Raw genomic sequence first — 12,736 nt, 5'->3', positions numbered from 1 at the left:
CTCCCGGAGGGATCGTCAGGACTTGCGATCAGACCGCCGGCATCGCCTCGCTCTCGCTGGTGTCTTCCTCGAACATGCCGGCAAAGAAGTCGGGCTCGTCGGGGATGGCGGCCGTGCCGAGCGAGAATACCTGCCAGCGCAGCCATTCGGTCAGTGCCACGGCGTCCTGGAAGCCGGCGATCACCGTCGGATCGATCGGCCGTCCCACATGCAGCGCGATCCGACCATCGATCATCCGCGCCGCCTCGTGGAATAGCAGCGCATAGCGAAGCGATTGCGACAGGTGGCTGGCGATCTGGAACAGGCGCGAGTTCTGGCCCGGGACATGGACCGGCAGGACGGTCGCGCCGGAGCGCATGATCAGCCGGGCCGACAGCGGGCCCCAGGTCAGCTCGACGGCGCGCCTTGCGAGCGGATGCGGCGTCGTCATCACGCCGCCGGCCGGAAACACCATCAGGCAGCCGCCGTCCTTCAGATGGGCGAGCGCGGCAGCCCGCGCCTTGATGTTGGCGCGCTCGGCCTCCCGGGTGCCGGAGAAGTCGATGGCGAAGAGCTTCTCGGCCAGTTCGGGAACCCTGGCCAGCGCCGAATGGGCGATGATCCGGACGTCGCCGCGAAAGCGGCCGAGCAGGCAGCCGAGGGCGATCCCGTCCATGGCGCCGTAGGGATGGTTGGCGACGACGGCCAGCGGCCCCTGCCGGGGAATGTGCGCGACGCCCTGGCCGGCCAGCCGGATGTTCATGCGCGCGATCGCCTCGGCGAAGAAGTCGCCGCGCGAAGGGTCGCCGACATAGTCCCGGTAGAGCGCCTCGAGGCGGCGCCGGCCGGTCATCGCCTCGAGGCCGAGGCACAGCTGGCGCATGAGGCGGTGCTCGATCGTCGCCGCGTATGAAAGCCGCACTTCGCCATGGGACCTGCCGGTCGTCTTCTCGCCGGCAAGACAGGCTGTCGGATTGCGCTCGTCCAATTCCCGCACCCTTCAGGACGGAAGGGCGCGGCGAGCCGCCGCAACCCTCTGGTTTTGACGGCGGCGCGCAAGATGGTCTCGCGCGCCGCGGTTGATCGACCGACGCGGCTCGAAGCCGCGCCCCATTCGGCTCAGGACGCGTTGGTGATGCGGTCGACATATTCCTGCTGGCCGGACGCGAAGAACGGCGTATCCGGCTGCCACCACCAGAGATTGGCGAGGTTCTCGGCGGTGTAGACTTCCTGGAACTGGCGCGCATAGACCTCGCCGGCGTTCGCTGCCGCGCCGTCGACGCAGGAGTTGTAGCCGGTGTTGGCGCTCATCAGGCCGGCCATCTCGGGGTCGAGCATGGCGTTGATGAAGGCATAGGCCTGGTCGAGGTTCTCGGCACCGGACGGGATCGCCATGGAGTCCATCCAGGTCATGCCGCCTTCCTTGGGCATGCGGTATTTCAGCTCCGGCTTGTCGCGGTTGAGCAGCAGGCCGGTGGAATCCCAGGTCTGGCCGGCGACGCAGCCGGACTGCTGGAAGGCGTTGAGCGCCTCGGTGGCGTTGTTCCAGAACGCGCCGAAGTTCTCGCGATGATCGACGATATAGCTGGCGACCGTGTCGAAGACCCGGCGCATGTCCTCTTCGCTCTTGTAGACGTCGAGCATGCGGTTCGACTGCACCTCGCCCATGGCATCGAGATAGAGTCCGGTGCCGATCAGCACCGACTTCTGCCGGAAGGCCGCCTTGCCCTTGGCCTTCGGATCCCACAGCATGCCGTAGGAGACGTCGGCATCGGCGACGCCCTCGAACACCGTCGAATCGAAGGTCACCGCCTCGGTGCCCCAGTTGAACGGGATGGCGACGCGGTTGCCGTTCTGGACGGCGCCGAGCTGGATCGAATCGCGATACATCGACGAGATCACGTTGCCGACATTGGCCTTCGTCTCGTCGATCGGCTGCAGCAGAAAGGTGTCGCCGTCCTGGTAGTTGGCGACGTTGGTCACCGACGGGAAGATGATGTCGAAGCCCTTGCCGCCGGAGGCCTTCAGCTTCTGCGTGGCCTCGTCGTTGGAGCCGTAGGTCGACAGGTTGAGCTTGATGCCCGTGTCGTTCTGGAACTTGTCGATCATGTTCTGCTGGACGTAGTCGCCCCAGACGAAGACGTTGACCGTGCCGGAGCTCTGGCCGAAGCCCGGACGGGTGAGAATGGCCGGAGCGGCGAGGAATGTGGCGGAAGCGGCGCCTGCCTTCAGCATCGAGCGGCGGGTGATCGGGTTGGCGAAGGTCATGGAAAGTCCCATCCGGAAGGGGAGAATTTGACCGCGCCTTGTAGCCCTCGCAGATGACGTTTCGTTATCGGCACGATGACAGAGCGGTGACGGGGCCGCAGCGCCAGCGCCGGGGTGTTCATTCGGGCGTCATCCCCGCGTCATCGAACTGCCGGAAGGATCCGGCGATTGGTCATCGGAGAACTGAGACATGGACGGGCGCGAGGCATTCTCCGCCGCGGGGCGATTCCACCGCGGCAACATCCACACCCACTCCACCCGTTCGGACGGCGCGCTGTCGCCGGGGGAGGTGTGCGGGCTCTACAGCGGCATGGGCTACGACTTCCTCTGCCTGTCGGACCATTTCCTGCCCGCCTTCGACTTCCCGATCACCGATACGAACGAGTTTCGCGGCGACGGATTCACGACGATCCTCGGTGCCGAGATCCACGCGCCGCAGAACAGCCAGGGCGAAATCTGGCACGTCCTCGCCTGTGGCCTGCCGGCCGACTTCGACCCGCCGTTTCCCGACGAGCGGATGGAGTCCCTCGCCCGTCGGGCCCGCGATGCCGGCGCCTTCGTCGGAATCGCCCATCCGCAATGGTCGTCGCTGACGATCGAGGACGGCCGGGCGCTGGCGGACGTCGCCCATGCGGTGGAGATCTGGAACACCGGCTGCGCCATCGAGACCGGCCGCGGCGACGGCACGGCGCTCCTCGACCAGCTCCTGAACGAGGGGCACCGGCACCTCACCGGCTACGCCACCGACGATGCCCATCTGAAGATCCCGGACGCCGGCGGCGGCTGGATGATGGTCAAGGCCGAAACGAACCGGCCGGACGCCCTCCTCGCGGCGATGAAGGACGGCCTCTATTATTCCAGCCAGGGACCGGCGATCGAGGCGATCGAGACTGCGGGCGACACGCTCCTGGTACGGACCTCGCCGGCCCGGATGATCTCGCTGGTCGGCCGCGGCAGCCGGGCCGAGACCGCCTATGAGCAGGACGGCTCGCTGGTCTCGGCCGAACTCTCGCTGAAGCGCGTCGCCGGCGACTGGTGCCGCGTCGTCGTCTGCGACGATGCGGGCAAGCTCGCCTGGTCGAACCCGATCTTCCCGGACTGAAGGCTTTCGGGGACGCGAGCCGTCAGCGTCCCTCCGGCGGCCTGGCTTCGCCGGCGTGATCGAAGACCAGTTCCACCCGGCTGCCGAGAAAGCGCGAGCGGGCATATTGCAGCGGCTCGCCTGCCGCGGTGACGGTGAGGCTGGTCGTCGAGATCAGCGGCGCCGCGAGCGGACAGGCGAGATGCTCGGCGTCGCCCGGCTCCGCCGCGATCGCCGCGACCCGCGTCCACAGCCGGCGCTGTTCGGCGAAGCCGAGGCTGGCGAGCGCCTTGGTGATCGAGCCCGCCTCGGCATAGGCGGCGACGATGCCGGGCACCCGCGCCTCCTCGAACCAGACGGTCGACACGATCAGCGGTGCGCCGTCGGCGACGCGCAACAACTCCAGCCGGACCAGCGGCGCGCCGATGCGACAGCCGAAACGAGCGGCGATGTCGGCCGGAGCCGCCTCGCGCACGGCGCCGATCATCGACCCGCCGGGCTCGCGGGAGGCGGCGCCGATGTTTTCGGAAAAGCGGCTGCTCGATCCGACGGGATAGGCGATGCGGCCCGGCCGGGGCGTCACGAAGGTGCCCCGGCCGCGCGTCGCCGCCAGCAGCCCCTCCTCGGCGAGCGTCGCGATCGCCCGGCGCACCGTGTGACGGTTGACGGCGAAGCGTTCGGCCAGCCGCGCCTCGCTCGGCAGCATGTCGGACAGCCGCCCCTCGGCGATGTCGAGGCGCAGATGGTCGGCGATCTGCCGCCATCGGGCGATGCCGGCGCTGGATTCTAACGTCATCGCAGCCTTTCTCGATTTTGCAGTCGTCCCGGCATGTCTCGCCCCGGCATGTCTCGGCGGCCACTGGTCCCACTGACCGGCCTGCGACGTACCGCCGGCAGGCTCCCAAAGGCCAGCGCGGCGAATCTCGACCCCTTTCGTTTCCCACAGGGCGACGCCGTCGCTGACTTGCGCGACGGGGATCCGGAAGAAACTCGGGCGAATCGTCATTTACCCGTCATAGCCGACATGCTAAATAGACATCATCCAGTTGTCTATACAAATAGACAATAAGGTCCGAACGAACTGCTCTTCGCGAGTGACGGTAAGATCATGCACCGCCCCGACGACACACCTTCCCCCTCATCCCCGGACAATGGCCGTCGGCGTGCGGTCTCGGCCTTCGCGAAGGCGGATGCCGCGTTCCTGTGCGAAGCCTGGGGAAAGCTCGGCGGCGGCCGCGAGATCCTGCCCCTGCGCGGCCCCGAGGCCGGCCTCGTCATGGTGCGCGGCCGGGCGGGCGGCGGCGGCGCGCCCTTCAATCTCGGCGAGGCCAGCGTGACACGGGCGAGCGTCCGGCTCGACGAAGGACCGGTGGGCCACGCCATGGTGCTCGGCCGCGACGGCGACCGCGCGACCTTCGCCGCGGCCTTCGACGCGCTCTGGCAGGTCGAGGCGGCGCGGGAAGGCGTGGAAAGCGAGGTCGTCGCAGTCCTCGAAGCGGCGCTTGCCGAAGCCGACCGCGAGCGGCGATCCGAGACCGAAGCAACGCGGGTCGACTTTTTCACCATGATGCGCGGAGAGGATTGATGGCCGACACCACTGAGCTCTCCCGCCGCGCGGTCGAAGGCGGCTTCGCCGATCCGGTGTTCGACGCGCAGGCGGTGTTCGCCGCCCTGCTGCAGGCGATGTCGCGCCCCGGGACCATCGTCGATCTCGAGTCCCGCTGCGCCCCGCCCGCGCCGCTCTCCCCCGCCCAGGGCGCGATCCTCTGCACCCTCGCCGATGCCGACACGCCCGTCAGCGTCGAGGGCGCGGGCGATGCGCTCGCCGCCTGGCTCGGCTTCCAGACCAGCGCCCGGCTGGCCGAGCCGGGCGCGGCGCGGTTCGCCGTCACCCGCGGCTTCGACAGGTCGGCGCTGGAAACCTTCGCCCTCGGCACCCTCGCCTATCCGGACCGCTCGGCGACGCTGCTGGTCGAGGTGCCTTCGCTGGACAGCGGCGAGGCACTCCGCCTGACCGGGCCCGGCATTTCCGGCCACGCGCTCATCCGCGTCGCAGGGCTCGGTGACGGCTTCGTCGCGGCGCGGCGGGCCAACCGGACGCTCGACCCTTGCGGGCTCGACCTGATCCTGACCGCCGGCACGCAGGCGCTCTGCCTGCCCCGCTCCACCATCGTCACGGAGGGCTGAGATGTACGTTGCCGTGAAAGGCGGCGAGGCCGCCATCGCCAATGCGCATCGCCTCCTCGCCGACCGGCGGCGCGGCGACCGCTCGGTTCCCGCACTGACGCTCGAGCAGATCGCCGGCCAGCTGGCGCTCGCGGTCGACCGGGTGATGGCCGAGGGATCGCTGTACGATCCGGAACTCGCGGCAATGGCCGTGCGCCAGTCGCGCGGCGACCTGATCGAGGCGATCTTCCTCATCCGCGCCTATCGCACCACCCTGCCGCGCTTTGCCGCCTCGCGCCCGATCGATACCGGAAAGATGCTGATCGAGCGGCGGATCTCGGCCACCTACAAGGACCTGCCCGGCGGGCAGCTGCTCGGCCCGACCTTCGACTATACCCACCGGCTGATCGAGCCGGAAATGGCCGAGGACGGCGAGGTCGCGGCGCCGGCATCGCGCCGGCCGGCAGAGGACGGCCCCGCCCCGCGGGTGACCGACATTCTCGGCGACGAAGCGCTGATCGAGGGCGACGGCGCGGATCATGGCGGCAAGCCCGCCGACCTCACCCGCTCACCGCTGGCCTTTCCCGCCTCGCGCGATCTTCGGCTCCAGGCACTGGCCAGAGGCGACGAGGGCTTCCTGCTCGGCCTCGGCTATTCGACCCAGCGCGGCTATGGCCGCACCCATCCCTTCGTCGGCGAGATCCGCATCGGCGAGGTGGAGGTGGAGGTCGACCTGCCGGAATTCGGCTTTGCCGTCACCATCGGCCGCGTCCGCGTGACCGAATGCCAGATGGTCTCGCAGTTCGCCGGCTCGAAAGACGTGCCGCCGAAGTTCACTCGCGGATACGGATTGGTATTCGGACAGCTCGAACGCAAGGCGATGGCCATGAGCCTCGTCGACCGGGCGCTGCGGGCGGGCGAGTTCGACGAGGAGCGCCGAGCGCCGGCGCAGGACGAGGAATTCGTCCTCGCCCATTCCGACAACGTCCAGGCGACCGGCTTCGTGGAACATCTGAAGCTGCCCCACTATGTCGACTTCCAGGCCGAGCTGGAGCTTCTGCGCCGGATGAAGGCCGAGCATGGCGCGAGGCCCGCCGATGGAGCCGAGCCCAGCGGTGCGGGTCGGCCTTCAGGCAACGGTGTCCGGGACGAGGACGCGGAGAAATGACCGGTCTGTCCTGCTCACTCGGACGGACGGGCGTCGCTCTCTCGCTCGCCCTCCGGCACACGCGGACGCCCGGAGATGCCGCGCCCGAGCTTGCCGGTGACCGGATCGCGATAGATCAGGAAGAACCAGCCAAGGGCGAGACCGAAGAGGATCGCGAAAAGCTCGCCGAGCGCCATCCATGTCACGGAATTCGTCCTTCCCTGTCTCTGCCGGCCCATCCAGCCCTTGGGGGACCAAGCCGATGACTGCGCTGCCCAGCTACAACTTCGCCTATCTCGACGAGCAGACCAAGCGGATGATCCGCCGGGCGATCCTCAAGGCCGTGGCGATCCCCGGCTATCAGGTGCCCTTCGCCTCCCGCGAGATGCCGATGCCCTATGGCTGGGGCACCGGCGGCGTGCAGGTAACGGCGGCGATCATCGGGCCGGAGGACGTGCTGAAGGTCATCGACCAGGGCTCCGACGACACCACCAATGCCGTCTCCATCCGCGCCTTCTTCGCCCGCGTCTCGAATGTGAAGGTCACGACGAAGACGGCGGAGGCGACGATCATCCAGACCCGCCACCGCATTCCCGAAGCGCCTTTGTCGGAAGGCCAGACGCTGGTCTACCAGGTGCCGATCCCCGAACCCCTGCGCTTCCTCGAGCCGCGCGAGACCGAGACGCGGATCATGCATGCTCTGGAAGAATACGGGCTGATGCACGTCAAGCTCTACGAGGACATCGCCCAGCACGGCCACATCGCGACGACCTACGCCTATCCGGTGAAGGTCGAGGGGCGCTACGTCATGGATCCCTCGCCGATCCCGAAATTCGACAATCCGAAGATGGACGACTGCCGGGCGCTGCAGCTCTTCGGCGCCGGCCGCGAGCAGCGCATCTATGCGATCCCGCCCTTCACCCGGGTGAGAAGCCTCGATTTCGAGGACCATCCCTTCAGCGTCCAGACCTTCTCCCAGCCCTGCGGCCTCTGCGGCGCGACGGGGGTCTATCTGGACGAGATCGTCACCGACGACCGCGGCGGGAGGCTCTATGCCTGCTCGGACACGGACTATTGCGAGGAGCGGCGGGAGGATGGGCATGTGGGGGCGGACCCCACCGCGACGGCGGCGGTCGGATGACGTCCGCGATCCTTTCCAGGCTCGTCAGCGCCACCACCGCCCCGGCGCATCACTCAGCAGGCGCGGCCTCCCTGAGAAGCGCGTCGATCCGCTCCTGCCAATCGTCGCCGGCCCGGCGGAAGCGTTCGACGACATCCAGTTCGAGCGCCACCTGCGTACGGCCGAGCAACCGTGCCCTCGCTTCATCCCAGCTCATGAACTCCGCGTCATCGTCGATGGGCGGGTTGTCGGGATCATTCAAAGCATCGGCAGTGATCGCCGCGTCTTCTTCGGGCGTCATCTCCGCCCTTGCACGCCTGGTCTTTTCCAAGACGTCCGCATGGCGGGCCAGAGCCCTATCGATTGCCTTGCGTTCTGCTGTGGACATACATGCGCCCTTCCCGATCATTCGCCTTGCGCAGGGATATAATGCGCATAACGGTGCCTCGCATCGTGAACACAACCACGTGCAATCAACCGCCGATGAGGCCGATCGCAATGATCCGTTGCTCTCCGTAATCGCTTCTATCATCGAGCCGATAGACGGCCGACTCGAAGTCGAAGGATTTCGCTCGGTCGAAGGGCAGGCCCCTCTCATCGTCGTTCCTCGACGATTTCTCCGGATCCCAGTCAAATTCGGGGGGACGAGCGATTGGAAACTTCAAATCGCACCACGCCGGAAAGCCGCTCGGACTGCCTTTCTACGCCATCCTGCGAGCAACATCCACCGACTGCATCCCATCGGCGAAGCGACCATCAGCGTGTCTCACCCATGACCGACCTCCCCCTCCTCTCCGCCCGCTCCCTCACCCGCCTCTACGGCGCCCATGTCGGCTGCGAGGACGTCTCCTTCGACCTCTATCCGGGCGAGATCCTCGCCATTGTCGGCGAATCCGGCTCGGGCAAGTCGACCCTCCTCGAATGCCTCTCCTGTCGCATGCCGCTGACCAGCGGCACCGTCAGCTACCGGATGCGCGGCGGCACAATGCGCGATCTCGCCAGTCTCAGCGAAGCCGAGCGGCGCTTCCTGATGCGCACCGACTGGGGCTTCGTCCACCAGAATCCGGCCGATGGGCTCAGGATGCGCGTCTCGGCCGGGGCCAATATCGGCGAGCGGATGATGGCGGTCGGCGACCGGCATTACGGCCGCATCCGAACGACGGCGGAGGACTGGCTGTCCCGGGTCGAGATCCCCGGCGCGCGCATCGACGACCGGCCGACCGCCTTTTCCGGCGGCATGCGCCAGCGCCTGCAGATCGCCCGCAATCTCGTCACCGCGCCGCGCCTCGTCTTCATGGACGAGCCGACGGGCGGGCTGGACGTCTCGGTGCAGGCGCGGCTCCTCGATCTCTTGCGCGGGCTGGTCGGCGAGATGGGCCTGTCGGCGATCGTCGTCACCCACGATCTCGCGGTCGCACGGCTGCTGTCGCACCGGATCATGGTGATGAAGCAGGGCCATGTCATCGAACACGGGCTGACGGACCGGGTGCTGGACGACCCGCAGCACCCCTATACCCAGCTTCTCGTCGCCTCGATCCTGGAGGTCTGAGCCATGCATGACGCATCCCCGCAGACCCGGCTCCGCCTCGAAGCCGTCGCCAAGAGCTTCACCAACCATCTGCGCGGCGGCATCCACCTGCCCGTCGTCCGGGACGTTTCCTTCCACGTCGAGGCCGGCGAAGTGGTGGTGCTGGGCGGTCCCTCGGGCGTCGGCAAGTCGTCGATCCTGAGGATGATCACCGGCAATTACGGCGTCGAGACCGGCCACATCCGGATGCGCGGCCAAGCGGACACGCCCTTCGTCGATCTCGCCGCCGCCAGCCCGCGCGAGATCATCGCGCTCAGGCGCGACGTGATCGGCTATGTCAGCCAGTTCCTGCGGGCGATCCCGCGCGTCTCGGCCCTCGACGTCGTCGCCGAGCCGCTGTTTTCGCGCGGCGTGGACACAGGCGAAGCCCGTCGCCACGCCGCCCTTCTTCTCGAGCGGCTGAACCTGCCGACCGCCCTCTTCGAACTGCCGCCCGCGACCTTTTCCGGCGGCGAGAAGCAGCGGGTGAACATCGCCCGCGGCTTTCTCACCGACCACCCGGTCCTCCTCCTCGACGAGCCGACCGCCTCCCTCGACAATGCCAATCGCGATGTCGTCTGCGAGCTGATCGAGGCCAAGCGCCGGGAGGGCGTCGCGATCCTCGGCATCTTCCACGACGAGGAGGTGCGCAGCCGCATCGCGACCCGGATCGTCGACGTCTCCGGCTTTTCGGCCCGCAAGGCCGCCGCGTGATGGCCAGGCTCTCCGAAACCCCGCTGGTCCATCCGAGCGCCGAGGTCGAGGCCAGCCATCTCGGCCACTACACCGAGATCGCCGAGCGCTGCCGCATCTCCGAGACCCGGCTCGGCGACTACTCCTACGTCATGCAGGACTGCGGCATCTGGGCCGCCGCGATCGGCAAGTTCGTCAACATCGCCGCCGCCGTCCGGATCAACGCCACCAACCATCCGACCTGGCGGGCGACGCTGCACCACTTCACCTACCGGGCCGGCGACTATTTCGACGGCGAGGCGAACGAGGCCGAATTCTTCGACTGGCGGCGCTCGAACGCCGTCACGATCGGCCACGACGTCTGGATCGGCCACGGCGCGACGATCCTGCCCGGCGTCACGATCGGCGACGGCGCGGTGGTCGGCGCCGGGGCGGTGGTCTCCAGGGACGTCGAGCCCTACACCATCGTCGGCGGCGTGCCGGCAAGGCTCATCCGCAGGCGGTTTTCCGAGGACATCGCGGCCCGCATGGCGGCGCTCGCCTGGTGGGATTGGCCGCATTCGGCGCTGCGGGCGGCGCTCGCCGATTTCCGCACCCTCGATGCCGAGGCGTTCCTCGCCAAATATGCCGCTTAAGCCCCTCTGAGCGATACCGGTTCAGTTGTCATGGAAGCGTCAGAGAACCGTCATCGAGGTCACATTCGCCGGCTCTAATGGTTTGCCGAATTCACCGAGCGACCCGATCAGGAGCCCGCCCCATGACCGCGATCGCCGTCGAGAAGCTGTCCAAGCGGTTCGGCAAGAAGCAGGCGCTGGCCGGCGTCGACCTGACGATATCGGAAGGTGAGATGGTGGCGCTGATCGGGGCCTCGGGTTCCGGCAAGTCGACGCTGATGCGGCACATCTGCGGGCTCGAGCGCGGCGATGCCGGCTCGATCGTCAGGATCCTCGGCGAGGTCCAGCAGCAGGACGGCAAGTTCGGCCCCAACATGCGTGAACTGCGCGGCAAGACCGGGGTCATCTTCCAGCAGTTCAATCTGGTCGCCCGGCTGCCGGTGATCACCAACGTCCTGTGCGGCATTCTCGGCCACATCTCGCCCTGGCGTGGGACCTTCGGCATCTTCACCAAGGCCGAGAAGCAGGCGGCGATCGAATCGCTCGCCCGGGTCGGCATTCCGGAGGTCGCCTGGCAGCGCGCCTCGACGCTTTCGGGCGGCCAGCAGCAGCGCGCGGCAATCGCCAGGACGCTGCTGCAGCGCTCGAAGATCCTGCTCGCCGACGAGCCGATCGCCTCGCTCGATCCGGCCTCGGCGCGGCGGGTGATGGACGTCCTCGCCGACATCAACCGCACCGACAGGCTCACCGTCCTCGTCTCGCTGCATCAGGTCGAATACGCCCGGGTCTACTGCGACCGGACGATCGCGCTCAGGGACGGAAAGGTCGTCTATGACGGCCCGTCCGACGCCTTGTCCGACAGCTTCCTCACCGAGCTGTACGGCGCCGCCTCCGAGGAACTGGTCCTGCCGCAGAAACTGCCCGTCAAGGGCAAGCCGCGACCTGTCGCCGAGGCCGAACCGGAGAACCGTCCCGGCGCCGGCCAGAGAGAGAAGATCCTCCAGCCCGCGTGACGCAAGCGCGGACCGGAAGTCGAGCATCCACGAGACCACCAACAGGGAAACCACACCCCATGAAACTCTTCTCGAAAGTCGTCGCGGCCGCCACCGTCGCGCTCTCGCTCTCCGCCCCGGCCGTCGCCCAGGACAGCCAGGAGATCAATTTCGGCATCATCTCCACCGAGAGCCAGCAGAACCTGCGCCCGAAGTGGGAGCCGTTCCTCGCCGACATGGCCGAGCAGACGGGCCTGACCATCAAGCCGTTCTTCGCATCCGACTATGCCGGCGTCATCGAGGGCATGCGCTTCGGCAAGGTCCAGCTCGCCTGGTACGGCAACAAGTCGGCGATGGAAGCCGTCGACCGCGCCGACGGCTCGATCTTCGCCCAGACCGTCGCCCTCGACGGCAGCCCGGGCTACTGGTCGCTGATCCTCGCCCCGGCCGATTCCGAGCTCACCTCGCTCGACGACCTCCTGAAGTGCGACAAGACGCTGAACTTCGGCCTCGGCGATCCGAACTCGACCTCGGGCTATCTCGTCCCGATGACCTTCGTCTTCGCCCAGAACGGCGTCGATCCGAAGGAGTGCTTCAAGACGGTGACCAACGCCAACCACGAGACCAACGCCATGGCCGTCGCCAACGGCCAGGTCGATGCGGCCTCGAACAACACCGAGAGCCTCGCGCTGATCGAGAAGAACCAGCCGGAAGCCTTCAAGAAGATCAAGGTCATCTGGAAGTCGCCGCTGATCCCGTCGGACCCGCTGGTGATCTCCAACAAGGTCGACGCCGAGGCCCGCCAGAAGATCGAGGACTTCGTCCTCAACTACGGCACCGAGAATTCGAAGGGCGACGCCGCCGCCGAGAAGGAAGTTCTCGCCGCTCTCGAATGGGCGCCGTTCCGCAAGTCCACCAACGATCAGCTGCTGCCGATCCGCGTGATGGAAGTCGAGAAGCAGATCGGCCAGATCAACGCCGACGCCAACAAGGACGAGGCCACCAAGAAGGCCGAGATCGAGAAGCTTCAGGCCCAGAAGGCCGAGTACCAGAAGCAGATCGACGCCAACGAGAAGAATTCGGGCGCCTGATCCGGCACGACAGGCGTC

16 protein-coding genes are annotated in these 12,736 nt (G+C 67.5%); 10 read left to right on the top strand and 6 right to left on the bottom strand.

Features of this window, described 5'->3' with window-relative positions; translation table 11 throughout:
* Positions 1–28: 28 nt before the first annotated feature.
* Together ATO4_RS03655 and ATO4_RS03650 are read right to left on the bottom strand one after the other, a co-directional pair.
* Positions 29–967: a lysophospholipid acyltransferase family protein gene (locus tag ATO4_RS03655; RefSeq protein ID WP_083590047.1), complete on the bottom strand. Its 939-nt coding sequence runs from the start codon at positions 965–967 to the stop codon at positions 29–31.
* Positions 968–1,098: 131 nt separating this feature from the next.
* On the bottom strand, positions 1,099–2,247 hold the full coding sequence (locus ATO4_RS03650) for an extracellular solute-binding protein (RefSeq protein ID WP_083590046.1): 1,149 nt from the start codon (positions 2,245–2,247) through the stop codon (positions 1,099–1,101).
* Positions 2,248–2,437: 190 nt separating this feature from the next.
* Here ATO4_RS03650 and ATO4_RS03645 point away from each other — a divergent pair, with 190 nt between their 5' ends.
* Positions 2,438–3,349 carry a CehA/McbA family metallohydrolase gene (locus ATO4_RS03645; protein WP_083590045.1) on the top strand — a complete coding sequence of 304 codons (912 nt, stop codon included), beginning with the start codon at positions 2,438–2,440 and terminating at the stop codon, positions 3,347–3,349.
* Positions 3,350–3,371: 22 nt separating this feature from the next.
* On the opposite strand, the gene phnF is transcribed toward ATO4_RS03645, so the two are convergent.
* Complete coding sequence (gene phnF / locus ATO4_RS03640) at positions 3,372–4,124, bottom strand: phosphonate metabolism transcriptional regulator PhnF (protein WP_083590044.1); 753 nt, start codon at positions 4,122–4,124, stop codon at positions 3,372–3,374.
* A 312-nt stretch (positions 4,125–4,436) separates the two neighbouring features.
* Between phnF and phnG the strand changes: the two genes are divergently transcribed.
* From phnG to ATO4_RS03625, 3 genes are read left to right on the top strand one after another with little or no spacing between them, the layout of a single operon-like run.
* Positions 4,437–4,913 (top strand): phosphonate C-P lyase system protein PhnG, encoded by a 477-nt coding sequence (gene phnG, locus ATO4_RS03635; RefSeq protein WP_083590043.1) that lies wholly within the window; start codon positions 4,437–4,439, stop codon positions 4,911–4,913.
* Entirely contained in the window at positions 4,913–5,515 is a 603-nt protein-coding gene (gene phnH, locus ATO4_RS03630) for a phosphonate C-P lyase system protein PhnH (protein ID WP_083590042.1), read from the top strand. Before phnG ends, phnH begins: the two co-directional genes overlap by 1 nt.
* 1 nt (position 5,516) lies before the next feature.
* Positions 5,517–6,662, top strand: a complete 1,146-nt coding sequence (locus ATO4_RS03625) for a carbon-phosphorus lyase complex subunit PhnI (protein WP_083590041.1) — start codon at positions 5,517–5,519, stop codon at positions 6,660–6,662.
* A 14-nt stretch (positions 6,663–6,676) separates the two neighbouring features.
* Here the strand turns inward: ATO4_RS03625 and ATO4_RS27595 are convergent, their stop codons facing one another.
* Positions 6,677–6,847 (bottom strand): hypothetical protein, encoded by a 171-nt coding sequence (locus ATO4_RS27595; RefSeq protein ID WP_176222846.1) that lies wholly within the window; start codon positions 6,845–6,847, stop codon positions 6,677–6,679.
* Between the two features lie 56 nt (positions 6,848–6,903).
* Between ATO4_RS27595 and ATO4_RS03620 the strand changes: the two genes are divergently transcribed.
* Positions 6,904–7,782 (top strand): alpha-D-ribose 1-methylphosphonate 5-phosphate C-P-lyase PhnJ, encoded by an 879-nt coding sequence (locus ATO4_RS03620; RefSeq protein ID WP_083590040.1) that lies wholly within the window; start codon positions 6,904–6,906, stop codon positions 7,780–7,782.
* A gap of 49 nt (positions 7,783–7,831) precedes the next feature.
* Here ATO4_RS03620 and ATO4_RS03615 read toward each other — a convergent pair whose 3' ends face one another.
* Complete coding sequence (locus ATO4_RS03615) at positions 7,832–8,149, bottom strand: BrnA antitoxin family protein (protein WP_245308548.1); 318 nt, start codon at positions 8,147–8,149, stop codon at positions 7,832–7,834.
* Positions 8,150–8,234: 85 nt separating this feature from the next.
* Positions 8,235–8,426 carry a BrnT family toxin gene (locus ATO4_RS28215; protein WP_245308547.1) on the bottom strand — a complete coding sequence of 64 codons (192 nt, stop codon included), beginning with the start codon at positions 8,424–8,426 and terminating at the stop codon, positions 8,235–8,237.
* 107 nt (positions 8,427–8,533) lie between these two features.
* On the opposite strand from ATO4_RS28215, the gene phnK reads away from it, so the two are divergent.
* The 5 genes from phnK (at position 8,534) to phnD (ending at position 12,718) form a co-directional block, all read left to right on the top strand.
* Entirely contained in the window at positions 8,534–9,310 is a 777-nt protein-coding gene (phnK, locus tag ATO4_RS03605; protein ID WP_083590039.1) for a phosphonate C-P lyase system protein PhnK, read from the top strand.
* 3 nt (positions 9,311–9,313) lie between these two features.
* Positions 9,314–10,042 carry a phosphonate C-P lyase system protein PhnL gene (phnL, locus tag ATO4_RS03600; RefSeq protein WP_083590038.1) on the top strand — a complete coding sequence of 243 codons (729 nt, stop codon included), beginning with the start codon at positions 9,314–9,316 and terminating at the stop codon, positions 10,040–10,042.
* Positions 10,042–10,656: a DapH/DapD/GlmU-related protein gene (locus ATO4_RS03595; protein WP_083590184.1), complete on the top strand. Its 615-nt coding sequence runs from the start codon at positions 10,042–10,044 to the stop codon at positions 10,654–10,656. Before phnL ends, ATO4_RS03595 begins: the two co-directional genes overlap by 1 nt.
* A 122-nt stretch (positions 10,657–10,778) precedes the next feature.
* Positions 10,779–11,648, top strand: a complete 870-nt coding sequence (gene phnC / locus ATO4_RS03590) for a phosphonate ABC transporter ATP-binding protein (RefSeq protein ID WP_083590037.1) — start codon at positions 10,779–10,781, stop codon at positions 11,646–11,648.
* Positions 11,649–11,707: 59 nt separating this feature from the next.
* Positions 11,708–12,718: a phosphonate ABC transporter substrate-binding protein gene (gene phnD, locus ATO4_RS03585; protein WP_083590036.1), complete on the top strand. Its 1,011-nt coding sequence runs from the start codon at positions 11,708–11,710 to the stop codon at positions 12,716–12,718.
* Positions 12,719–12,736: the final 18 nt, after the last annotated feature.

This window comes from Aurantimonas sp. 22II-16-19i (genome assembly GCF_002088275.1).
Classification (GTDB): Bacteria; Pseudomonadota; Alphaproteobacteria; order Rhizobiales; family Rhizobiaceae; genus Jiella.
Note: the sequence above shows the minus strand (reverse complement) of the source record. Positions and strands in the feature narration are given on the sequence as shown.

What these genes read in the sequence shown, in the direction of transcription:
- phnC (WP_083590037.1), top strand. Translation starts at nt 10,779, where the DNA reads ATGACCGCGATCGCCGTCGAGAAGCTGTCCAAGCGGTTCGGCAAGAAG.
- ATO4_RS03620 (WP_083590040.1), top strand. Translation starts at nt 6,904, where the DNA reads ATGACTGCGCTGCCCAGCTACAACTTCGCCTATCTCGACGAGCAGACC.
- phnH (WP_083590042.1), top strand. Translation starts at nt 4,913, where the DNA reads ATGGCCGACACCACTGAGCTCTCCCGCCGCGCGGTCGAAGGCGGCTTC.
- phnK (WP_083590039.1), top strand. Translation starts at nt 8,534, where the DNA reads ATGACCGACCTCCCCCTCCTCTCCGCCCGCTCCCTCACCCGCCTCTAC.
- ATO4_RS03645 (WP_083590045.1), top strand. Translation starts at nt 2,438, where the DNA reads ATGGACGGGCGCGAGGCATTCTCCGCCGCGGGGCGATTCCACCGCGGC.
- phnG (WP_083590043.1), top strand. Translation starts at nt 4,437, where the DNA reads ATGCACCGCCCCGACGACACACCTTCCCCCTCATCCCCGGACAATGGC.
- ATO4_RS03625 (WP_083590041.1), top strand. Translation starts at nt 5,517, where the DNA reads ATGTACGTTGCCGTGAAAGGCGGCGAGGCCGCCATCGCCAATGCGCAT.
- ATO4_RS03595 (WP_083590184.1), top strand. Translation starts at nt 10,042, where the DNA reads ATGGCCAGGCTCTCCGAAACCCCGCTGGTCCATCCGAGCGCCGAGGTC.
- phnF (WP_083590044.1), bottom strand. Translation starts at nt 4,124, where the DNA reads ATGACGTTAGAATCCAGCGCCGGCATCGCCCGATGGCGGCAGATCGCC.
- ATO4_RS03615 (WP_245308548.1), bottom strand. Translation starts at nt 8,149, where the DNA reads ATGTCCACAGCAGAACGCAAGGCAATCGATAGGGCTCTGGCCCGCCAT.
- phnD (WP_083590036.1), top strand. Translation starts at nt 11,708, where the DNA reads ATGAAACTCTTCTCGAAAGTCGTCGCGGCCGCCACCGTCGCGCTCTCG.
- phnL (WP_083590038.1), top strand. Translation starts at nt 9,314, where the DNA reads ATGCATGACGCATCCCCGCAGACCCGGCTCCGCCTCGAAGCCGTCGCC.
- ATO4_RS03650 (WP_083590046.1), bottom strand. Translation starts at nt 2,247, where the DNA reads ATGACCTTCGCCAACCCGATCACCCGCCGCTCGATGCTGAAGGCAGGC.